The sequence below is a fragment of the Achromobacter sp. B7 genome (genome assembly GCF_003600685.1).
Classification (GTDB): domain Bacteria; phylum Pseudomonadota; class Gammaproteobacteria; order Burkholderiales; family Burkholderiaceae_B; genus Achromobacter; species Achromobacter spanius_B.
Map to the genome: position 1 here is coordinate 1,896,803 of NZ_CP032084.1, position 21,804 is coordinate 1,918,606.

Genomic DNA, 21,804 nt, shown 5'->3' on the forward strand with positions numbered 1-21,804 from the left:
TCGCAGGAAATGCGGGCGAAAGCGCGGCCAGGCGGCTACACTTTGGCCTGCGGCGGGCTTCGGCCCGTTTTGTAGAATACCCGGATGCGGTGTTTTACGATACAAATTGCGCCGCCCCGACTGATTCAGCACCTGCATTTGCCAGCTGGCTTGTTTAAGTGCTAGAATTTCCCGTTTTTCACAACTAATTCAAGGGATTACCTATGGTGGTGATTCGCCTGGCCCGCGGTGGGTCCAAGAAGCGTCCGTTTTACAACCTGGTGGCCACCGATTCGCGCAACCGTCGCGACGGCCGCTTCATCGAGCGCGTGGGTTTCTACAACCCCGTAGCTAGCGAAGGCACGGAAAACCTGCGCATTGCGCTGGATCGCGTGCAGTACTGGACCGGCAATGGCGCCCAACTGTCGCCCGCCGTCGAGCGTCTGGTCAAGGACTACTCGGCTAAGGTTTCCGCCGCAGCTTAATTGCCTGCGTCGTACAACCGAACCGTTAGTTCAGCTGTAAAGCTACCATTCTTAGCTGTTTCATAATTACCAAGAGCACGATACATGTCTGATGCCGCAACCTCTAACGCGGCGCCTACGGATTTGATCGAGCTGGGCCGCATCACTGCAGCCTACGGTGTGAAAGGCTGGGTTAAGGTGCAGCCTCATTCGGCCAATGCCGAAGTGCTGCTCTCAGCATCTCAATGGTGGTTGACTCGCCCTGTGCCTGAATTGGCGCGGGGCGCTGTCGCGTCTGCGCCTGTCGCAATCAAGGTATTGCAGTCCCGTTCACAGGGCGCCACAGTGGTGGCCCAGCTGGCGGGCATTGCGGACCGCGATCAGGCCGAAGCCTTGCGCGGATATTCCGTCCAGGCGCCGCGCGGTTCTTTTCCCGCGCCCAAAGAAGACGAATACTACTGGGTCGACCTCATCGGCTGCGCGCTGTATACCAGCGCCGACGGTGAACCCACGCTGATTGGTGTGGTGGACGAAGTCCTTGATAACGGCGCTCATGCCGTTTTGAAGGTCTTGTGCCAGAAGGTTGGAGCCGAAGGGCCCGAACCTATTCTGAACGCCAAGGGCCGACCCGCCGAAATGCTCGTTCCGTTCGTACGCGCGCACATCCACGCCGTCGATCTGGCTGCTCGCCGCATTGACAGCGACTGGCCGGCGGATCTTTGATGCGATTCGACGTCATTACGCTCTTTCCCGAAATGTTCGGGGTGGTGCGCGATTTAGGTGTCACCGGCCGGGCGCATGCCCAGGGCCGGTGGTCCCTTCATGCGTGGAATCCTCGCGATTTCACGCAGGACGTCCATCGCACGGTGGACGACCGCCCCTACGGCGGCGGCCCCGGAATGGTGATGATGGCAGCGCCACTGGAAGCTGCCGTCAACGCCGCCCAGGAGGCGCGCGCCGCGCAAGGCCTGGGCCGTGCCCCCGTGGCGCTACTGGCTCCGGTCGGCCAGCGCTATAACCAGGCGGGCGCCGAAACCCTGGCTGCCAGCGACGGCATCATCTTGATTTGCGGGCGCTACGAAGGCGTTGACCAGCGCTTCATTGAACGTTGCGTTACGCACGAGATTTCGCTGGGCGACTTTGTTCTGTCCGGCGGCGAAATAGCCGCGCTTGCCGTCATCGACGCCGCTGTGCGGCTGTTGCCTGGTGTGCTGAACGACGGCGATTCCGCATTGCAGGACTCGTTCAACGACACCTTGTCCGGTCTGCTGGACAGCCCCCATTACACGCGCCCGGAAGTCTACGAGGGCGAATCCGTGCCCGCGCCGCTACTAAGCGGCCATCACGCGAACATCGCCCGCTGGCGGCGAGAGCGTTCGCTGGCATTGACGGCCTCGCGCCGCCCGGAGCTGATTGAATCCGCGCGCGCCAAGGGCTGGCTGAACAAGGCAGACGAGCGCTACCTGGCCGAATTGGCCGGCACGTACGACCCCACAGCCGATGCACCCAAGCGCCGGCGCAGGTCCGCCGCATCTCCCTCCAAAAAACCCGAAGCGCCCGACGCGTCCTGAGCATTTCGCTTCCGCGTCCCGGCGTGTTGCCGCCAACTTCGGCTGCTCCTATCCGCTGTCCGGCACCCGTCCACAACCGCTAGGGATGTTCCTAGGTTGTGAGCTTTTCGCGTGCTCCTTAGTATTGAAAATTACACCACCGTGAAATTTTCACATGAGCAGATCCGAGCCTGGCGGCTCGCGTTCGACGCGGACCGCCCTTGATAGCCATCCCGAGTCGTCGCCTGCGTCGAAGGCCTTGCCGGCCGATCGGCCCGAGTCCGCCGTGGACTTATGGCTGGGCCAACAGCTGCGGCAGCTGCGTAAAGAGCAAGGCCGTTCACTGGCTGAAGTGGCGCGTGCCTGCGGCATGTCCTTGGGCTTGCTCAGCCAGATCGAACGCGGCCTGAGTTCCGCTTCCGTCAAAGTGCTGCACCTGCTGGCGCGCGAATTTCATGTCTCGGTCAATTCGCTGCTGCGCAATGCCGAGCCGACGCAGGGCGAAGATGGGGGCCGCGTGGCGCGAGCCGGCACGCACCGCTTCATTGACCTTAGTGAAAAAGGCATCAGCAAAGAGATGTACACGCCGCCGGCCTGCCGCAGCATGGACCTTTGCCGCGCCAGTATCGAGCCCGGCGGCTCCACCGGCAACGAGCTGTTCGTGACGGGGCAGGGCGAGCAGATCGGTGTTGTGCTGAAGGGGTCTCTGGAATTGTGGGTGGGCGATCGCGTGGTCCTGCTCAATGAGGGCGACAGCTTTTGTTATGCCAGCAGCACGCCGCGACGCTGGCGCAATCCCGGCTCGCAGACGACCGAGGTGATCTGGGCCATTTCCAACATCACACCAGCCGCGGGGGACGACACGCAACAGGCGCCATAAGCGCGCAGCAGCCACATCCGCGCGACGACACTGGGGATTGTCGCGCCACCGGACACGCAGGGCGTTGCCCGGACTTCTTTGCCACGATGAGGAAATGTCATGAAATTCAAGACTCTTGTTGTCTCTGTATTTGCAGCATTGTCCATGGCCGCGGGCGCGCAAGCCCAAACGGTGTTGAAGGTGGGGTCCACGCCCACCGGCAGTCCTTTTACGTTTCTGGACACCAAAGCCAATAGCATCGAAGGCGTGATGGTGGACATCGTGAAGGCCGTGGGCAAAGAGGCCGGCTTCGAGGTTCAGATCGAACCCATGGCGTTTTCCGCATTGATTGGGTCACTGACATCCAAGCGCATCGATATCGTGTCGGCCGCAATGTTCATCACTCCGCAGCGCCAACAAGTCGTGAGCTTTTCCGAACCGGTCTATCGCTATGGCGAAGGACTGATGGTGCTTAAGACCGACAACAAGGAATACAAGTCGTTCGCGGACATGAAGGGCATGACCGTTGGCGTGCAGGTGGGGACGGCGTTTGTCGAACCCATCCAGAAGAGCGGTGTGTTCAAGGAAGTGAAGCTGTACGACAATCCGCCGGACATGATGCGCGACGCCAACGCCGGCCGCATCCAGGGCGGGTTCATGGACTACCCGATCGCCGCCTACATCCTGACGCAAGGCAACTACCCCAATCTGAAGATGGCACAAGCCTATCAACCTACCGTGATGGGTAGCCTGGGCCTGGCCACGCGCAAGGAAGATACCGCGCTGTTGGAACGCATCAATAAAGCGCTGGCCAAGCTCAAGGCCGACGGCGCCATCGACGCCATCTTGAAAAAGTGGGGGCTGTCCGGCGCATAACGCCGGCTGCTTGCAGGCAACCAACGTTTTAGCAACTGCCAAGCTGACGCGCGTGCGTGCGTGCGCGTCGGCGGGCGGGACGCATCCCGCGTCCCTGCTGGCGGTCGAGCCTGGGTGGATGAGGTCATGACGGAATTCTTCAACGACGCGGCGGAGTACCTGCCGATATTGCTGCAAGGCGCCAAGCTGACGATCCTGGTCACGCTCGGTTCGCTGGCGCTGTCCACGGTGCTGGGCCTGGTGTGGGCGCTGATGCGCGTCTCGGGCAATAAAATCCTGTCCAAGATCAGCGGCGGGGTGATCAACCTGCTGCGCGGTATCCCGATTATCGTGCTGCTGTTCTACATCTATTTCGTGATGCCGGACATGGGGGTCTCGTTGACCGCCGTGCAGGCGGCCATCATTGGTCTGGGCGTCGCGTATTCCGCGTATCAGGCCGAGAATTTCCGCGCCGGTATCCAGGCCATCGACCGCGGTCAGATCGAAGCGGCGATGGCGATGGGCATGAGCTGGAGCATGACGATGCGGCGCGTGGTCTTGCCGCAGGCAGTCAAGATCGTGCTGCCGCCGTACGGCAACATCATGATCATGATGTTGAAAGATTCGTCACAGGCGTCGACGATCACGGTGGCCGAGCTTGCGCTGCAAGGCAAGCTGATTGCGGTCTCCACCTTCAAGAACGCGACCGTCTTTTCGCTGGTGGCGCTGATGTACCTGGTGATGTGCGTGCCGTTGATCCTGCTGGTGCGTCACCTGGAAAAAAGGAGCGCCACCAAATGATCGAACTGCAAGGAGTGCGCAAGAGCTTTGGCTCGCTTGAGGTGTTGAAGGGTATCGACGCCGAAGTCCGCAAGGGCGAAGTGGTCTGCGTAATCGGCCCGTCCGGTTCGGGTAAGTCCACGATCCTGCGCTGCATCAACGGGCTGGAGCGCTATAACGCCGGCCGCATCACCGTGGATGGTGAACTCGTGGATGCCGACGCGGCGTCCATTGTGTCGATTCGCACGCAGGTGGCGATGGTGTTTCAACGCTTCAACTTATTCCCGCATCGCACCGCGCTGGAAAACGTGATTGAAGGGCCCATCTTCGTCAAAAAGGAGCCCCGCGCTCAGGTGATGGAACGCGGGCGCGAATTGCTGGCCAGCGTAGGCCTGGCGGACAAGGCCGACGCACATCCCAATCAACTGTCCGGCGGCCAGCAGCAGCGCGTGGCCATCGCGCGGGCGTTGGCGATGCAGCCCAAGGCCATTCTGTTCGATGAGCCCACGTCCGCCTTGGACCCTGAACTGGTCGGCGATGTGTTGGGCGTGATGCGCAAGCTGGCGGAAGCGGGCATGACGATGGTGGTCGTCACGCATGAAATGAGCTTTGCCCGCGAGGTCGCGGACCGCGTCATGTTCTTCGATGGCGGCGTCATGGTAGAGCAGGGCGCCGCCCGCGAAGTGCTGAATCATCCGCAGCATCCCCGGACGCAGGACTTCCTGCACCGCGTGCTGCATCCCATGTAAGGAACCGTCATGCCGCAAGCGCCGTTTCCCCTCTCTCCGTCCTTATGGGCCGCCACTGCGGCGCCGCCGCCTCCGACCGAGCCGTTGACCGCGTCGACGCAAGCCGACGTGTTGGTGATAGGCGGTGGCTACGCCGGGTTAAGCACGGCCTTGCACCTGGCCGAGCGGGGCGTGAAGACCATCGTGCTGGAGGCTCGCGAGATCGGCTTCGGCGGATCCGGGCGTAATGGCGGTCAGGTGATTCCTGGGCTGAAATACGACCCGGACGATTTGATTTCAATGTTCGGACACGACAAGGGCGAGCGGCTGTTGCGGTTTGCCGGCGCCACGGCCGATTCAGTCTTCAACCTGATCGACCGTCATGCGATGGACGTGCCGCATGTGCGCAGGGGATGGATCCAGGGCGCGCACACCGCCGAGGCCTTGCGCATAGCGCATGGCCGCGCGGCGCAATGGGCGCGCCACGGCGTGGACGCCCAGCCGCTCGATCAGGATCAGGTTGCACGCCTGCTGGGCACGGACCGCTACCTGGGCGGCTGGGTCGATAACCGGGCGGGGGCGGTGCAGCCCTTGAGCTATGTGCGTGGCCTGGCACGCGCCGCGTTGAACGCGGGCGCGCTGATCCACACGGAAACGCCGGTCACGGGCTTGAAGCGCGACGGCGGCAAGTGGACAGCCACGACGGCACGCGGTGCAAGCGTGATGGCGGATCGCGTCGTCATGTGCACGAACGCTTACGGTGGCGACCTGCTGCCCGGCCTGAAGACGTCCATCATCGATGCCAACACTTTCCAGGTGGCGACGGCGCCGCTACCGGAATCGGTGCGCGCCGGAATCTTTCCCGAAGGCCATGTCACGTCCGATACGCGCAACCTGCTGCTGTACTTCCGTCTGGACCATCAGGGCCGCCTGTTGATGGGCGGACGCGGGCCGTTTCGTGAACCCAAGGGGCCGCAGGATTGGGCGCACCTGGAACGCGTGATGTTCAAGATGTTCCCGCAGGTGGCCGGCACGCCGTTTGAATACCGCTGGTGCGGGCGCGTGGCCATCACGCGCGATTACCTGCCGCATTTGCACGAGCCGCAGCCTGGCCTGCTGGTGGATATCGGCTGCCAGGGGCGCGGGGTGGGTCTGCAAACCAGCATGGGGCGCGCGATGGCGCAGTACGTGGCCACGGGCGACGCAACCGCGCTGCCCGTGCCTTTGTCACCGGTGGTGCCGTTTCCGCTCTATGGTTTGCGCCGGCTGTACGTGAACGCGGTGGTCACGTGGTATCGCATGACGGACGGGGGCGTGTAAGCGTAGGCCACCGGCCAAGCAGAAAAAAACCCCGGAACGCGTTCCGGGGTTTTTGTTTGGCGGGCGTTTTGGCCAGAACCGATCAGGTTCAGTCCGCCAGCTTGGCACGCTGTTCGCGCACCTTTTGCAGGGTTTCGCCAAACTGCGCCATGCGCGCCTTTTCCTGCTCGACAACGGCTGCGGGTGCGCGTTCGACAAAGCTGGCGTTGGACAACTTGCCGTTGGCCTTGGCGATTTCGCCTTCCAGACGCGCGATTTCCTTGTCCAGACGGACGCGTTCGGCGGCCACGTCGATCTCAACGTGCAGCATCAGGCGGCTGGCACCCACCACCTGGACCGGTGCGCCGGCGTCGGGCAGGGTGTCCAGCACGTCCACCTGGCTCAGCTTGGCCAGCGCGGCAAGGTAAGGCGCGTTGCGCTTGAGCACGGGCGCATCGCCCTGGGCGCACAGCGGCACCTTCTGGGCGGGCGACAGGTTCATTTCGCCGCGCAATGCCCGCACGGCCTCGACCTGCGCCTTCAGCTCGGCCACGTCGGCTTCGGCCTTAGCGTCCACGGCGGCCAGATTGGCTTGCGGATACGGCTGCACGCTGACGCTGTCGGCAACGCCTTCCTTGCGCTTGCCCGCCACCACCGACACCTTCTGCCACAGTTCTTCGGTGATGAACGGAATGATCGGGTGGGCCAGGCGCAACACGCATTCCAGCACACGGATCAGCGTGCGGCGCGTACCCAGTTGCTGGGCCGGCGTGCCGGTCTGGATCTGGACCTTGGCCAGTTCCAGGTACCAGTCGCAGTATTCGTCCCAGACAAAGCGGTACAGCGAGTTGGCGATATTGTCGAAGCGGTAGTCGGCAAAGCCGCGCGCCACGTCGGCTTCCAGCGTTTGCATCTGGCTGATGATCCAGCGGTCGACAAACGAGGTTTCGCCCGCGTCGGAACCCGTCAGGTCATGGCCTTCGGTGTTCATCAGCACGAAGCGCGTGGCGTTCCACAGCTTGTTGCAGAAGTTGCGATACCCCTCGCAACGCTTCAGGTCGAAATTGATGTTGCGGCCCAGCGTGGCGTAGGCCGCCATCGTGAAGCGCAGCGCGTCGGTGCCGAACGCCGGAATGCCGTCCGGGTATTGGCGGCGCGTTGCCTTTTCGATGGCGCCGGCCTGCTTGGGGTTCATCAGGCCGTAGGTACGCTTGGTGACCAGACCGTCCAGGTCGATGCCGTCGATCAGGTCGACCGGGTCCAGCGTGTTGCCCTTGGACTTGCTCATCTTCTGGCCGTCGGCATCGCGGATCAGGCCGTGCACATAGACGTGCTTGAACGGAATCTGGCCGGTCATGTGCGTGGTCAGCATGACCATGCGCGCGACCCAGAAGAAAATGATGTCGAAGCCGGTAACCAGCACGCTGGACGGCAGGTAGCGTTCCAGGTCGGGCGTTTTTTCAGGCCAGCCCAGCGTCGTGAAGGGCACCAGGCCCGACGAGAACCAGGTGTCCAGCACGTCAGGATCGCGCTTGAGATCGCCCGTGACGCCTGCGGCGCGTGCCTGCTCGATGGCGCCGGCTTCGTCGTGTGCAACGAAGATCTGGCCGTCTTCCGAATACCACGCCGGAATCTGGTGGCCCCACCACAGCTGGCGCGAGATGCACCAGTCCTGGATGTTGTTCAGCCACTGGTTGTAGATGGTGGTCCAGTTGTCCGGGTAGAACTTGATGCGGCCATCGGCCACCACTTCAAGGGCCACTTCGGTGATGCTCTTGCCCGGGTTCAGCGTGCCTTCGGGCGCGGGCTTGCTCATGGCCACGAACCATTGGTCGGTCAGCATGGGTTCCAGGACGACGCCCGTGCGGTCGCCCTTGGGCTGCATCATTTTGTGCGGTTCGACCTTGACCAGATAGCCTTCCGCATCCAGCTGCGCAACGACTGCCTTGCGGGCTTCGTAGCGTTCCAGGCCCTGGAACTGCTTGGGGCCGTTTTCGTTGATGTGCGCGTCCAGCGTGAAGATCACGATCAAGGGAAGATCGTGGCGCATCGCGCAGGCATAGTCGTTGAAGTCGTGCGCGCCGGTGATCTTCACGCAGCCCGTGCCGAATTCCGGGTCAACGAAATCGTCGGCGATGATCGGGATGTTGCGGTCGCACAGCGGCAGCTCGACTTCCTTGCCGACCAGGTGCTGGTAGCGCGGGTCGTCCGGGTGCACGCACAGCGCGCCGTCGGCCAGCATCGTTTCCGGGCGGGTCGTGGCGATGGTCATGCCGCGCAGCGTGACGGTCTGGCCGTCTTTGTCGACGATGGTTTGCGGGCCGTCCACGAAGGGATAGAGGATGTGCCACATGTGGCCCTCGGTCTCTTCGGACTGCACTTCCAGGTCGGACACGGCGGTCAGCAGCTTGGGGTCCCAGTTGACCAGGCGCTTGCCGCGGTAGATCAGGCCCTGTTTATGCAGGCGCACGAAGGTCTCGACCACGCCTCGCGACATGCGGTCGTCCATGGTGAAATACTCGCGCGGCCAGTCCGCCGAGGCGCCCAGGCGACGCACCTGTTCGGTAATGGCGTTGCCCGACTTTTCCTTCCATTCCCAGACTTTTTCCACGAATTTTTCGCGGCCGAGGTCATGGCGCGAAACCTTCTGGGCATCCAGCTGTCTTTCAACAACGATCTGCGTGGCGATGCCGGCGTGGTCGGTGCCGGGAATGAACACCGTGTCGTCGCCGGACATGCGGCGATACCGCACCAGCCCGTCCATGATGGTCTGGTTGAACGCGTGGCCCATGTGCAGCGTGCCCGTGACGTTGGGCGGCGGGAACTGGATGACATAGGGCTGGCTTTCTGTCCCCGTTTTTACGTGCTGACCCGCCGTGAAATAGCCGCGCTTTTCCCATTCGGCGTACCAGCGCGATTCCAGTTCAGAAGGTTCGAAGCTCTTGGAGAGTTCCGGGGCGTCGCTCGCGGGGTTCGCGGCGGTGGGGGGAGCAGCTTGAGTCATTACAGGGTTCCGGCAGACAGGGCGCCCGGCATAGGGATACGGGCAGCAAACCGCTCATTTTAAGATGTAATGCGGTCTTCTCAGCGTGTTAGAATACCGGGTTACTGTAAACCTTTTAGAAGTCCCTGAATTCATTGAGGATTCCTTCAGAAATGTGCGCTTAAAAGCTCCCGTTTCGGTATCCTCGGTAAGAATCCACGGCACGTCCGATCGGTGGCCAGTGTCGAATCCCTGCCTTGGCAAGCGGTTCGGGCCGGCCCGGAATGTTCAACGACATCGTTCAAACACGCCGGACCGCCCGCGCGCCCATCGCGCGATGACACTTCAAGGGTGACACCGACAAGTGCAGAGCCACGCCAGGCAATTCATCAGAAACCAGTCAGAAATCAGCTTTCGGAGTTCCTAATGTCCATCCAACGCACCCTCTCGATCATCAAGCCCGACGCCGTCGCCAAGAACGTCATCGGCCAGATCGTCGGCCGCTTCGAGCAAGCCGGCCTGAAGGTCATCGCTGCCCGCCTGGCGCAACTGTCGCGCGCCGATGCCGAGCGTTTCTACGCCGTGCACAAGGAACGCCCCTTCTTCAAGGACCTGGTCGATTTCATGATCTCGGGCCCCGTGTTCGTGCAAGTGCTGGAAGGTGAAGATGCCATCCAGAAGAACCGCGACCTGATGGGCGCCACGGACCCGAAGAAGGCTGAAGCCGGCACCATCCGCGCCGACTTCGCCGACAGCATCGACGCCAACGCCGTGCACGGCTCCGACGCTCCGGAAACGGCTGCCGTTGAAGTCGCTTTCTTCTTCCCCGAAATCAACATCCACAGCCGTTGATTTTCGCGTAAGCACTGAATTAGTTTTTTAGCGTTACCCAGGTCATGGAATCCGTCGAACGAATCAATTTGCTGGGGCTGGATGGCTCCGCCCTGTCCGAACTTGTCGGGCAGTGGGGCGGCAAGCCGTTTCGCGCCCGCCAGCTGCAGCGCTGGATGCACCAGCGCGGCGCCGATTCGTTCGACGCCATGACCGACCTGGCTCGCGAATTCCGCAGCCAGCTCGCGTCCAACTGCCGTATCGAGGCCTTGCCCGTCAATATCGAGCAACGCTCGACCGACGGCACGCGCAAGTGGCTGTTCGACGTGGGGCAGGGCAATGCCATCGAAACCGTCTTCATCCCCGAAGACGATCGCGGCACCCTATGTATTTCCAGCCAGGCCGGCTGCGTGGTCAATTGCCGCTTTTGCTCGACCGGGCATCAGGGCTTTAACCGCAACCTGAAAACCAGCGAAATCATCGGCCAGCTGTGGTGGGCCAAGCGCGTGCTGGAAGCCGATATCGGCACCGCCCGCCTGGAAAGCGCCAAGGCTACCGAAGATACGCGCGTCATCAGCAACGTGGTCATGATGGGCATGGGCGAACCCTTGCTTAATTACGACCAGGTCCTGCCGGCGCTGCGCCTGATGCTGGACGACAACGCCTACGGCCTGTCGCGTCGCCGCGTCACGGTTTCCACCTCGGGCGTGGTCCCCATGATGGACCGCCTGTCGCAAGACTGTCCGGTGGCGCTGGCGGTGTCGCTGCACGCGCCCAACGATGCGCTGCGCGACGAACTGGTGCCGCTGAACAAGAAGTACCCGCTGAAAGAGTTGCTGGCGGCTTGCGAGCGCTATCTGGCGTTTGCGCCCCGCGACTTCATCACCTTTGAATACTGCATGCTGGACGGCATCAACGATACCGACCAGCACGCCAAGGAACTGATCCAAATTGCACGCCAGCTGCGCTGCAAGCTCAATCTGATTCCGTTCAACCCCTTCCCCGAGTCGGGCCTGAAGCGTTCCAACTCCGCCCGCGTGAAGGTATTTGCGCAGCGGCTGATGGACGCCGGCATCATCACGACCGTGCGCAAGACCCGGGGCGACGACATCGATGCAGCTTGTGGTCAATTGGCCGGAGAAGTGCGCGATCGCACTCGAATTACCGAGCGCAACGCCGCACAGCGCCAGACCATACCAATTAAACAGGTGCATGCATGACGCAGGAATTCGCTTCTGCAGTTTCTGAAACGCCCGCCGGTTCCGCGGGCAATATCGGCTCGGCATTGCGCGCGCTGCGACAGTCCAAGGGTTGGTCCCTGGACGAGGTGTCCAGCCGGATCAAGTTTTCCACGAAGCAGATCGAAGCCCTTGAAAACGAAGCGTGGGCAGACTTGCCCACCGGCGTTTCCCTGCGCGGGCTGGTCCGCAACTATGCGCGTTTGCTGGGTGCCGATTCCCAGGCCATCGTCGACTCGCTTGACCCGAAGGCCCGCGTTACCGGCCCCGTCAAGCTGAGCCCGGGCGCCCTGCATTCGGCGCATTCCATTCCCCAATCCAGTGCTGACGACGAGCGTTCGTCGTCCACGTCCTGGGGCTGGTTGATCGCCATTGTGCTGGTGCTGGCCGCCGGCGTGGCGTACGCCTTCTGGCAAGGCTGGTTGCCGCAGCAGTGGCTGCCGTTCGACTGGCTGCCCAAGCCCACCAAGTAAACCGGTTCCACCGATGCAAGATTCCTCTCTGCCTTGCCACGATGCGCCGCCTCCCTCTGTGGGGGCCGCCATGCGCCGCGCCACCCGTTCGGTGGCGGTGAAGTGGGGTGATCGCGTCGTCATGGTTGGCGGCGATGCCCCGGTCGTGGTGCAGTCCATGACCAATACCGATACCGCCGACGCCATCGCCACGGCGATCCAGGTCAAGGAACTGGCGCAGGCCGGTTCCGAGCTGGTGCGTATCACTGTCAACACGCCCGAGGCGGCCCGCGAAGTGGTCGCCATCCGCGAACAGCTGGACCGCATGGGCGTGAACGTGCCGCTGGTCGGCGACTTCCATTACAACGGCCACAAGCTGCTGACGCAGTTCCCGGAATGCGCGCAAGCGCTGTCCAAGTACCGGATCAACCCCGGCAACATGGGTGGCGGCAAGCGGCGCGACGACAACTTCGCGCAGATGATCGAAGTGGCTTGCCGTTACGACAAGCCGGTGCGCATCGGCGTGAACTGGGGCAGCCTGGATCACGAACTGATGGCGCGCAAGATGGACGAAAACAGCCGTCGCGCGCAACCCTGGGAGGCCCAGGCCGTGATGCGTGACGCGCTGGTCGTGTCGGCCATCAGCAATGCCCAGCGTGCCGAGGAATTGGGCTTGCGCCGCGATGCGATCATCCTGTCGTGCAAGGTCAGCCATGTCCAGGACTTGATTGCCGTTTACCGCGACCTGTCCGCCCGCTGCGATTATCCGCTGCACCTGGGCCTGACCGAAGCCGGCATGGGCAGCAAGGGCATCGTGGCCTCCACCGCCGCGCTGGCCGTGCTGCTGCAGCAAGGCATTGGCGACACCATCCGCATTTCGTTGACGCCGGAACCCGGCGGCGACCGCAGCCGCGAAGCCATCGTGGCGCAAGAAATCCTGCAGACCATGGGCCTGCGCGCGTTCACCCCCATGGTGGTCGCATGCCCCGGCTGTGGCCGGACCAGCAGCACGTTCTTCCAGGAACTTGCCGACAGCATCCAGTCCTACCTGCGTCGTCAGATGCCGGTCTGGAAGTCGCAATATCCGGGCGTCGAAAGCATGAACGTCGCGGTCATGGGCTGTGTGGTCAATGGGCCGGGCGAAAGCCGCCATGCCGATATCGGTATCAGTCTGCCGGGAACGGGCGAAGTGCCCGCGGCGCCGGTATTCGTGGATGGCGAACGCACGGTCACCCTCAAAGGCGACCATATCGCCGAAGAGTTCCAGGCCATCGTCGAAGACTACGTGGCGCGCCGTTACGGCGTGCTCGCCTCTCATTAAAAGAAAGGGTGTAGCCGCAAACGCGCCGGCAGGCGCGTGATGCGGCATGATCAAGATGACTCAAGCTTTCCAGAAAGTCGCCGCCATACGCGGCATGAATGACGTGTTGCCCGGGCCGAGCGCCCGCTGGGAACAATTCGAGGAAATCGTGCGCGGCTGGCTGCGCGGCTACGGCTATCGCAACGTGCGTACGCCCGTGCTTGAGCATACGCGCCTGTTCACGCGCGGCATCGGCGAAGTGACCGACATCGTCGAAAAAGAGATGTACACGTTCACCGATGCGCTGAATGGCGAGTCGCTGACGATGCGCCCTGAAATGACGGCCGGCATCGTGCGCGCCTCCATCGAGCACAACCTGCTCTATGACCGCCCGCAACGCGTTTATTCGATCGGCCCGGTTTTCCGCCACGAACGCCCGCAGCGCGGCCGTTACCGCCAGTTCCACCAGATCGACGTCGAAGCCCTGGGCTTTGTCGGCCCCGACGTGGATGCCGAACTCATCGTCATGCTTGCCCGCCTGTGGAAGCTGCTGGGTCTGAAGGACGTGCGCCTTGAACTCAATTCGCTGGGTCAGCCCGCCGAACGCGCCGCGCACCGCGCCGCGCTGATCGAGCACCTGGAAAAGCACCGCGACATTCTGGACGAAGACGGCCAGCGCCGCTTGTACACGAACCCGCTGCGCGTGCTGGATACGAAGAATCCGGCCATGCAGGAAATGGCTAACAGCGCGCCGCGCCTGTTCGATTTCCTGGGTGACGAATCGCGCGCGCACTTCGAAGGCGTTTGCCAGCGCTTGACGGAAGCCGGCATTGAATACAGCCTGAATCCGCGCCTGGTGCGCGGGCTGGACTACTACAACCTGACCGTGTTCGAGTGGGTCACCGATCGCCTCGGCTCCCAGGGCACGGTGTGCGGCGGTGGTCGTTACGACGGTTTGATTGAACTGCTGGGCGGCAAGCCCGCTCCCGCGGTCGGCTTTGCCATCGGCATGGAACGCCTGCTGGACCTCTGGGAACAGAGCGTTCAGTTGGACGCCCCTGCCGAATGCGACGTGTACGTGGTGCATCAGGGTGAAGACGCGCAGCGCCTGGCGGCCCGTGTGGGCGAGTCGCTGCGCGATGCCGGCCTGTCCGTGATCGTGCATGCCGGTTCGGCCGGCTTCAAGTCGCAATTCAAGCGCGCTGATGCCAGTGGCGCCCGCGTTGCGGTTATTCTTGGCGCCGACGAAGTCGCATCGCAGACCGCCAGCGTCAAATATTTGCGTGCGGATGCCCAAGGCGACGCGGCGCAGCAGCAGGTCCCGCTTGCGGATCTGGCTGCGGTACTGAACAACAAGGGTTAAGGCATGGCATACGATCTCGAAGAACAGGAAAAGCTGGACGCCATCAAGGCGTGGTGGGCTCGATACGGCACGCTGGTCGTGACGCTGTTTGCCGTGGTGGCGCTGGCCTGGGGTGGTTGGTGGGGCTGGAAGGCCTATGAATCGCACCGTGCCAACCAGGCCATGGGCTACTTCGAAGCGCTGGAAGATGCGGCACGCCTGGGCGGCGCCGATTCGGCGGTGCGCATCAAGACGGCGGCCGCCACGCTGCGCGAGCAGTACCCGGCCACCGGCTATGCCGCGCGCGGCGCGCTGGTGGCGGCTCAGGCCCTGCAAGCCCAGAAGGACGAAGCCGGCGCGCGTGAGCAGCTGGAATGGCTGGCGGCGCAAGGCAAGAATCCGTCAATGCAGGCCGTGGCCCGTCTGCGTCTGGCCGGCATGCTGCTGGATCAAAAGCAGTTTGATGCAGCGCTTGCGCAATTGAACAATCCGCCGGCTGCCTTTGCCGCCTTGTTTGCTGACCGTCGTGGCGATATTCTCGCGGCGCAAGGCAAGCGCGATGAAGCGCGTGCGGCCTGGCAAAGCGCCATTGATGGCTTGGGCACGGCGAATCCGCTGACCCAGGTTGTGCAATTGAAACTGGATGCCCTGAGCGGAGCGTAACTGTAATGCGTAAATTTGCCCCTGGTCGTACGTGGCGTGGCGCGGTCTGCCTGGCAAGCTTGCTTGCCCTGGGCGGCTGCGGTTTGTTCTCCCACGATGACGGCCGATACGATCCCGCCCCGCTGACCGAATACAAGGCCGGCATGTCCGTGCGCCAGATCTGGTCCACGTCGATCGGCAGCGGCTCGGGCCTTGGCTTTGCGCCCACGGTGCTGGGCACGGCCGTCTACGCCGCCACGCCGGATGGCTCGGTCGGCAAGTTCGACCTGCAAAGTGGCCGCCCGTTGTGGAAGGCCAAGACCGAAGGCAAGCTGTCCGCCGGTGCCGGCAGCGACGGCACCACGACCGCAGTCGCCTCGCCCGATGGCGACGTGATCGCGTTCGACGACACCGGCAAGGTCAAGTGGAAGGTCCGCGCGACCAGCGACGTCACGATCCCGCCGGTGGTGGGCTATGGCATTGTCGTCGTGCGCAGCGGCGACTACCGCATTCAGGCGTTCGACGCCAATAGCGGCGAACGCGTCTGGAACGTGCAACGCCCCGGTCCGTCGCTGGCCTTGCGCAGCGTGTCGCAAATGGTCCTGGCCGAAGGCCTGGTGATCACCGGGCTGCCTGGCGGCAAGCTGATGGCAATCGCGTCCGACAGCGGCAACGTGCAATGGGAAGGCACCGTGGCTACGCCGCGCGGCGCCAGCGACCTTGAACGCCTGACCGACGTCGTCGGCACGCCGCGTATCACGGGCAATCTTCTTTGCGCAGTCGCCTACCAAGGGCGTATCGTCTGCTTTGACGTGACCGCCGGCGGCCGTCCGTTGTGGGCCAAGGACTTCTCCAGCGTCAGCGGCATGACGCTGGATGACCGTTTTGCCTATTCGGCAGATCAAAATAGCGTTGTCAACGCGTTTGCGCTGGATAATGGCGGCAATGTGTGGAAGCAAGCGGCGCTGAAGAATCGCCAGCTGACCGCCCCGGCCATGCTGGGCGGCGCGCTTGCCGTGGGCGACCTGGAAGGTTATCTGCACTTCCTGTCGCGTAGTGATGGCAGCCTGATGGCCCGGCTGTCCGTGGGTGGAGGCGCCGTCGTTTCGCCGCCGCAAACCACCCCCCAAGGTGTGCTGGTCCAGACGGGCAATGGCAATCTCGTCATGATCGGCGCCAACTAAAAACCTATAGAACAAAGCCTTACACCGTGTCTTTCAAGCCTGTCGTTGCCCTGGTCGGTCGCCCCAATGTGGGGAAGTCGACCCTTTTCAACCGCCTGACGCGATCGCGCGCCGCGCTGGTGGCCGATTTTTCCGGCCTGACCCGCGACCGCCATTACGGTGAGGGCAGGGTAGGCGAGATCCCGTTCATCGCTATCGATACCGGTGGTTTCGAACCCGTCGCCAAGGACGGGATCCTGCTGGAGATGGCGCGCCAGACCCGGCAGGCCATCGCCGAGGCTGACGTCGTGGTGTTCCTGGTGGACGCTCGCGCCGGCCTGAACGCCCACGACCACCAGATCGCCCAACTGCTGCGCAAGTCTGGCCAGCAGCGCGTGCTGCTGGCGGTGAACAAGGCCGAAGGCATGGGCTTGGGCCCCGCCATTGCCGAATTCCACGAACTGGGCTTGGGCCAACCCTTTCCGATTTCGGCAGCGCACGGTGACGGCATCGTCGACCTGATCGAACTGGCCCTGAAGGACCTGGCCGAACCGCCGGCCGAAGACGAGGCGTTCGAAGAAGGCGAGGGCGAGCACGATCACCGCATCAAGCTGGCCATCGTCGGTCGTCCCAACGTGGGCAAGTCGACGCTTATCAATACGCTGATGGGCGAAGAGCGCGTCATTGCGTTCGACTTGCCCGGTACGACGCGCGACGCCATCGAGATCGACTTCGATCGCGATGGCCGCCGCTACACGCTGATCGACACGGCCGGCCTGCGCAAGCGCGGCAAGGTCTTTGAGGCTGTCGAGAAGTTCTCGGTCATCAAGACGTTGCAGGCCATCGAGGCCAGCAACGTCGTGTTGCTGATGCTGGACGCGCACACCGAAATTTCCGAGCAGGACGCCCACATTGCGGGCTTCGTGCTGGAAACGGGTCGTGCCGTGGTGGTCGCCATCAACAAATGGGACGGCCTGGACGGCGAGGAAAAGGAACGCATCGAACGCGAGTTTCAACGCAAGCTGCGGTTCCTGTCGTTCGCGCGCATGCATACCATCTCGGCGCTGCGTGGCCAGGGCATCAAGCCGTTGCTCAAGTCCATCAACTCGGCGCACGCCGCGGCGTTCGCCAAGCTGTCCACGCCGAAGCTGACGCGTGAACTTCAGGCCGCTATCGAACAGCAACAGCCGCCGCGCAAGGGTATCTTCCGCCCCAAGATGCGCTACGCGCACCAAGGGGGGCAGAACCCGCCGCTGGTCGTCATTCACGGCAATGCCCTGGATGCCATCCCCGATTCGTATCGCCGCTATCTGGAAACGCGTTTCCGCAATGCGTTCGATCTGGCCGGCACGCCGCTGCGCATCGAATTCAAGTCGTCGCACAACCCCTACGCGCAGGAAAGCTGATCCATGAGCCGTTTCTGGAGTCCCGTGGTCGGGACGCTCAGTCCGTATGTCCCGGGCGAGCAGCCCAAGCTTCAGAACCTGGTCAAGCTGAATACCAACGAGCACCCGTACGGGCCGTCGCCCAAGGTGCTCGAGGCCATCCGCGCGGCCGCTGACGACACGCTAAAGCTGTATCCGGATCCGGCTTCGGACCGGCTGCGCCAGGCAATCGCGACCACCGTCGGCGTGCAAGCCGACCAGGTCTTCGTCGGCAATGGATCCGACGAGGTGCTGGCGCACGCATTTCTTGCGCTGCTCAAGCACGACAAGCCGCTGCGCTTTCCCGACATCACCTACAGCTTCTATCCGGTCTACTGCGGCTTGTACGGTATCGAGTACGAAACGGTGCCGCTGGCGGCGGACTTTTCCATCAATGTCGACGACTACCTGCCGGGTGCAAACGGGCAGGCAGGCGCCATCATCTTCCCCAATCCCAATGCGCCGACCGGCCGGGCGCTAAGCCTGGCCGATGTTGAACGCATCGTGGCCGGCAACCCGGAGGCGGTTGTGGTGGTGGACGAGGCCTATGTGGACTTCGGCGGGGAATCCGCGGTGGGCCTGGTGGCCCGCTATGACAACCTGTTGGTCGTGCAGACGCTGTCCAAGTCGCGCTCGCTGGCAGGGTTGCGCGTTGGTTTTGCCGTGGGCAGCGCCGAACTCATCGATGGCCTTGAACGCGTAAAGAACAGTTTCAACTCCTACCCGATAGATCGCCTGGCGTCGGCCGGCGCAGTAGCGGCATTGGAGGATACAGAGTACTTTGACAAGACTCGCCAAGCCGTGATCGAAACCCGGTCGCGGATGACGGCGGGCTTGCAAGCGTTGAACTTTGAGGTTTTGCCGTCGGCCGCGAATTTCGTGTTCGCGCGCCATTCCTCAAAAGACGCTTCGGGCCTGGCCGCCGCCTTGCGCGAGCGCAGCATCATCGTGCGTCATTTTCGTCATGCTCGCATCGATCAGTTTTTGCGCATCACTGTGGGCACTGACGAGCAGGTCAACCTGCTTTTGAAGGCGCTTGAAGAGGTCCTGAAAGCGTGATCTTCAGGGGCATTTCAGCTTGAAATTTCTGGTGTCACTTTTGCTTCCTGGCCAAGTAGCACGGGCCGGGAAAACCCTGTAGAGTACATGTTTCGGTGTGCTCCACCAGCACAAGAAAGCACATCATCACTCAATAACAAACAAATGGAGCCTGGCCAATGAGCAATAAAGGGCAAACTCTGCAAGATCCGTTTCTGAACACGCTGCGCAAGGATCATGTGCCCGTGTCGATCTACTTGGTAAACGGCATCAAGCTTCAAGGGCAAATCGAATCTTTTGATCAGTACGTGGTGCTGCTGCGCAATACGGTTACGCAAATGGTTTACAAGCATGCCATTTCCACCGTCGTTCCCGCGCGCGCCGTCAACTTTCAGGTGGAAGTCCCTGCTGAATAATCTCGCTCCAGCTGTACCTTTTTTTGCCCGCCTGACGGTTGACGTCGGCGGGCATTTTCGCTTTGGCTCCAATATGGTGCATGTATGCGCGCTCTGATTATCAGCGTGGATCTGGGTGACCCGGACCACGCTGCCCACGCCGAAGAATTCACCATGCTGGCCAAGGGTGCGGGCGCGGAAGTCGTCGGTACGCTGACTGCTCGGCGCGATCGCCCCGACGCCAAGTTCTTCATCGGCTCGGGCAAAGCGGACGAAGCCGTGGCGATGGCGCAAGCCTTGCTGGCTGATATCGTTCTTTTCGACCAACCTTTGTCGCCAGCTCAGCAACGCAACCTTGAACGCGCTTTCAATCTGCGTGTGGTGGATCGCGTGGCCCTCATTCTGGACATTTTCGCGCTGCGCGCAAAAAGCCACGAGGGCAAATTGCAGGTCGAGTTGGCGCAGTTGCAGCATCTGGCCACGCGGTTGACCCGCATGTGGAGCCACCTGGAACGTCAACGCGGCGGTATCGGGATGCGCGGTCCGGGCGAATCGCAGCTTGAAATGGATCGCCGCATGATCGGCGCCAAGGTCAAGACGCTGCGCGAGCGGCTCGATCGTGTCGAGCGCCAGCGGGTAACGCAACGGCGCGCCCGGGCCAGGGGCGGTGCGCTGTCGGTGTCGCTGGTGGGGTACACCAACGCCGGCAAATCCACGCTGTTCAATGCGCTGACGCGTGCTGACAGCTACGCCGCCGACCAGCTGTTCGCCACGCTGGACACGACCACGCGTCGTATCTGGATCGATGGAGCCGGCTCGGTGGTGGTGTCAGACACCGTCGGATTCATCCGCGACCTGCCTCACGGCCTGATCGCCGCGTTCCGCGCAACACTCGAAGAGACTGTTCACGCCGATCTGCTGCTGCATGTGGTCGACGCCGCCAGCCCGCAGCGCGACGAACAGATATTTGAAGTCAACAAGGTTCTTGCCGAAATCGGAGCCTCCGCGATTCCGACCATTCTGGTATACAACAAGATTGACCGGGCGGGTTTGGAACCCCGGGTGGAGCGCGATGCACATGGTACGATTGCGCGAGTATTTGTAAGCGCCACCGAGCGCGCCGGTCTGGATGCGTTGCGCGGGGCAATTGCGGAGACCGGACAGATTGTGGGAAACAATGCCGCGAATTATCAAACTCTTCAATCTGAATGACCCCGGTTGGGGTCGTGGGAACAACAATGGCTCCGAGCCGCCGCCGAAGCGGCCTCAAGGCAATGGAGACGGCCCACCTGACCTGGACGAAGTCTGGCGCGATTTCAATAATCGCATCGGCTCCTTGTTCGGTCGCAAGGGCGGTGGCGGTGGCAACAACCGCCCCGGTAACCGAGGCGGCATGACGCCGCCATCGCCGCGCGGTACGCGCATCGGCCTGGGCGTCATCGCCCTGGTCGCGGCGGGTATCTGGCTGGCCAGTGGCTTCTACATCGTGCAAGAAGGCCAGGTCGCGGTTGTGACCCAGTTCGGCAAGTACAAGAGCACGTCGCAAGCCGGCTTCCAGTGGCGCTTGCCGTACCCCATTCAAAGCCAGGAAATCGTCAACGTGTCGCAACTGCGCACGTTCGAAGTCGGTTTCCGTGGCGGTTCGCGCAATAAGGTCCTGCCTGAAGCGCTGATGCTCACGACGGACGAGAACATCGTCGATATGCAGTTCGTCGTGCAATACCGCCTGCGTGCCGACGGTGGCCCTGACTATCTCTTCAAGACGCGCGACCCGGACGAATCCGTCCGCCAGGCCTCTGAAACGGCGATGCGCGAAGTCGTGGGCAAGCAGTCGATGGACTTCGTCCTGTACGAGGGCCGTACCGCTGTCGCCACGCAAGTGCAGGCCTTGATGCAGCAAATCCTGGATCGCTATCAAAGCGGTGTGCAGGTCAGCACCGTTGCCATCCAGAACGTGCAGCCGCCCGAACAGGTGCAAGCCGCCTTCGACGACGCCGTCAAGGCAGGTCAAGACCGCGAACGCCAGATCAACGAAGGCCAGGCCTACGCCAACCAGGTCGTGCCATTGGCCAGCGGCCAGGCATCGCGCATGACCGAGCAGGCTGAAGGCTACAAGGCCAAGGTGGTGGGCGATGCGCAGGGTAATAGCTCGCGCTTCACCAGCATCCTGGGCGAATACGAAAAGGCGCCGCAAGTCATGCGCCAGCGTATGTACCTGGAAAGCATGCAAGACATCTTCACACGCGCCAGCAAGGTCATGGTCGACACCAAGAGCAACAACAACATGTTGTATTTGCCTTTGGACAAAATCATGCATCTGGCTGCCCAGGACGCCAGCAAGTCCAGCGTCGGCAACCCGGGTTCGCCTGCGTTGATCAGCCCGCCAGTCCAACCGCCGTTGCGTAGCAACGCGGCACCGGCGCCCCAGTCTTCCGGCAGCAGCAATAGCAACACGCTGCCCCGCGACCGCACGTCGCGCTAA

Annotated in this window: 21 protein-coding genes; 20 read left to right on the forward strand and 1 reads right to left on the reverse strand. The window is 62.6% G+C overall.

Going from position 1 to position 21,804, the window contains the following annotated elements:
• The first annotated feature begins 203 nt into the window (after nucleotides 1–203).
• The 8 genes from rpsP to DVB37_RS08580 all read left to right on the forward strand — a co-directional run bounded on the left by rpsP (nucleotide 204) and on the right by DVB37_RS08580 (nucleotide 6,535).
• Nucleotides 204–464, forward strand: a complete 261-nt coding sequence (rpsP, locus tag DVB37_RS08545; protein WP_006218566.1) for a 30S ribosomal protein S16 — start codon at nucleotides 204–206, stop codon at nucleotides 462–464.
• Nucleotides 465–548: 84 nt separating this feature from the next.
• On the forward strand, nucleotides 549–1,166 hold the full coding sequence (gene rimM / locus DVB37_RS08550) for a ribosome maturation factor RimM (protein ID WP_046803694.1): 618 nt from the start codon (nucleotides 549–551) through the stop codon (nucleotides 1,164–1,166).
• On the forward strand, nucleotides 1,166–2,014 hold the full coding sequence (gene trmD / locus DVB37_RS08555) for a tRNA (guanosine(37)-N1)-methyltransferase TrmD (protein ID WP_120154640.1): 849 nt from the start codon (nucleotides 1,166–1,168) through the stop codon (nucleotides 2,012–2,014). Before rimM ends, trmD begins: the two co-directional genes overlap by 1 nt.
• A 154-nt stretch (nucleotides 2,015–2,168) precedes the next feature.
• The gene (locus DVB37_RS08560; RefSeq protein WP_046803692.1) at nucleotides 2,169–2,873 is read left to right on the forward strand and encodes a helix-turn-helix domain-containing protein; all 705 of its coding nucleotides are present in this window, start codon (nucleotides 2,169–2,171) and stop codon (nucleotides 2,871–2,873) included.
• 99 nt (nucleotides 2,874–2,972) lie between these two features.
• Nucleotides 2,973–3,728 carry an ABC transporter substrate-binding protein gene (locus DVB37_RS08565; protein WP_046803691.1) on the forward strand — a complete coding sequence of 252 codons (756 nt, stop codon included), beginning with the start codon at nucleotides 2,973–2,975 and terminating at the stop codon, nucleotides 3,726–3,728.
• Nucleotides 3,729–3,854: 126 nt separating this feature from the next.
• Nucleotides 3,855–4,508 (forward strand): amino acid ABC transporter permease, encoded by a 654-nt coding sequence (locus tag DVB37_RS08570; RefSeq protein WP_046803690.1) that lies wholly within the window; start codon nucleotides 3,855–3,857, stop codon nucleotides 4,506–4,508.
• A complete protein-coding gene (locus DVB37_RS08575) occupies nucleotides 4,505–5,236 on the forward strand; it encodes an amino acid ABC transporter ATP-binding protein (RefSeq protein WP_046803689.1) in 732 nt (243 codons plus the stop codon). Before DVB37_RS08570 ends, DVB37_RS08575 begins: the two co-directional genes overlap by 4 nt.
• Nucleotides 5,237–5,245: 9 nt before the next feature.
• Nucleotides 5,246–6,535 carry an FAD-binding oxidoreductase gene (locus DVB37_RS08580; RefSeq protein WP_046803688.1) on the forward strand — a complete coding sequence of 430 codons (1,290 nt, stop codon included), beginning with the start codon at nucleotides 5,246–5,248 and terminating at the stop codon, nucleotides 6,533–6,535.
• Nucleotides 6,536–6,623: 88 nt separating this feature from the next.
• Here DVB37_RS08580 and DVB37_RS08585 read toward each other — a convergent pair whose 3' ends face one another.
• Nucleotides 6,624–9,518 carry a valine--tRNA ligase gene (locus tag DVB37_RS08585; RefSeq protein ID WP_120154642.1) on the reverse strand — a complete coding sequence of 965 codons (2,895 nt, stop codon included), beginning with the start codon at nucleotides 9,516–9,518 and terminating at the stop codon, nucleotides 6,624–6,626.
• A 405-nt stretch (nucleotides 9,519–9,923) separates the two neighbouring features.
• Here DVB37_RS08585 and ndk point away from each other — a divergent pair, with 405 nt between their 5' ends.
• The 12 genes from ndk (at nucleotide 9,924) to hflK (ending at nucleotide 21,804) form a co-directional block, all read left to right on the forward strand.
• Complete coding sequence (gene ndk, locus DVB37_RS08590) at nucleotides 9,924–10,349, forward strand: nucleoside-diphosphate kinase (RefSeq protein ID WP_006218576.1); 426 nt, start codon at nucleotides 9,924–9,926, stop codon at nucleotides 10,347–10,349.
• A gap of 44 nt (nucleotides 10,350–10,393) precedes the next feature.
• The gene (gene rlmN / locus DVB37_RS08595) at nucleotides 10,394–11,548 is read left to right on the forward strand and encodes a 23S rRNA (adenine(2503)-C(2))-methyltransferase RlmN (protein ID WP_046803686.1); all 1,155 of its coding nucleotides are present in this window, start codon (nucleotides 10,394–10,396) and stop codon (nucleotides 11,546–11,548) included.
• Complete coding sequence (locus tag DVB37_RS08600; protein WP_046803685.1) at nucleotides 11,545–12,039, forward strand: helix-turn-helix transcriptional regulator; 495 nt, start codon at nucleotides 11,545–11,547, stop codon at nucleotides 12,037–12,039. The genes rlmN and DVB37_RS08600 overlap by 4 nt, the downstream gene beginning before the upstream one ends.
• 13 nt (nucleotides 12,040–12,052) lie before the next feature.
• Nucleotides 12,053–13,339: a flavodoxin-dependent (E)-4-hydroxy-3-methylbut-2-enyl-diphosphate synthase gene (gene ispG, locus DVB37_RS08605; protein ID WP_046803684.1), complete on the forward strand. Its 1,287-nt coding sequence runs from the start codon at nucleotides 12,053–12,055 to the stop codon at nucleotides 13,337–13,339.
• A 55-nt stretch (nucleotides 13,340–13,394) separates the two neighbouring features.
• Nucleotides 13,395–14,681 (forward strand): histidine--tRNA ligase, encoded by a 1,287-nt coding sequence (gene hisS / locus DVB37_RS08610; RefSeq protein WP_120157424.1) that lies wholly within the window; start codon nucleotides 13,395–13,397, stop codon nucleotides 14,679–14,681.
• Nucleotides 14,682–14,684: 3 nt separating this feature from the next.
• The gene (locus DVB37_RS08615) at nucleotides 14,685–15,323 is read left to right on the forward strand and encodes a tetratricopeptide repeat protein (RefSeq protein ID WP_046803682.1); all 639 of its coding nucleotides are present in this window, start codon (nucleotides 14,685–14,687) and stop codon (nucleotides 15,321–15,323) included.
• A 5-nt stretch (nucleotides 15,324–15,328) separates the two neighbouring features.
• Nucleotides 15,329–16,486 carry an outer membrane protein assembly factor BamB gene (gene bamB, locus DVB37_RS08620; RefSeq protein ID WP_046803681.1) on the forward strand — a complete coding sequence of 386 codons (1,158 nt, stop codon included), beginning with the start codon at nucleotides 15,329–15,331 and terminating at the stop codon, nucleotides 16,484–16,486.
• 26 nt (nucleotides 16,487–16,512) lie between these two features.
• Complete coding sequence (gene der / locus DVB37_RS08625) at nucleotides 16,513–17,871, forward strand: ribosome biogenesis GTPase Der (RefSeq protein ID WP_046803680.1); 1,359 nt, start codon at nucleotides 16,513–16,515, stop codon at nucleotides 17,869–17,871.
• Nucleotides 17,872–17,874: 3 nt separating this feature from the next.
• A complete protein-coding gene (hisC, locus tag DVB37_RS08630) occupies nucleotides 17,875–18,948 on the forward strand; it encodes a histidinol-phosphate transaminase (protein ID WP_120154644.1) in 1,074 nt (357 codons plus the stop codon).
• Nucleotides 18,949–19,106: 158 nt separating this feature from the next.
• A complete protein-coding gene (gene hfq / locus DVB37_RS08635) occupies nucleotides 19,107–19,343 on the forward strand; it encodes an RNA chaperone Hfq (RefSeq protein ID WP_006218585.1) in 237 nt (78 codons plus the stop codon).
• Nucleotides 19,344–19,427: 84 nt separating this feature from the next.
• Nucleotides 19,428–20,534 carry a GTPase HflX gene (hflX, locus tag DVB37_RS08640; protein ID WP_046803678.1) on the forward strand — a complete coding sequence of 369 codons (1,107 nt, stop codon included), beginning with the start codon at nucleotides 19,428–19,430 and terminating at the stop codon, nucleotides 20,532–20,534.
• Entirely contained in the window at nucleotides 20,500–21,804 is a 1,305-nt protein-coding gene (gene hflK / locus DVB37_RS08645; RefSeq protein ID WP_046803677.1) for an FtsH protease activity modulator HflK, read from the forward strand. Before hflX ends, hflK begins: the two co-directional genes overlap by 35 nt.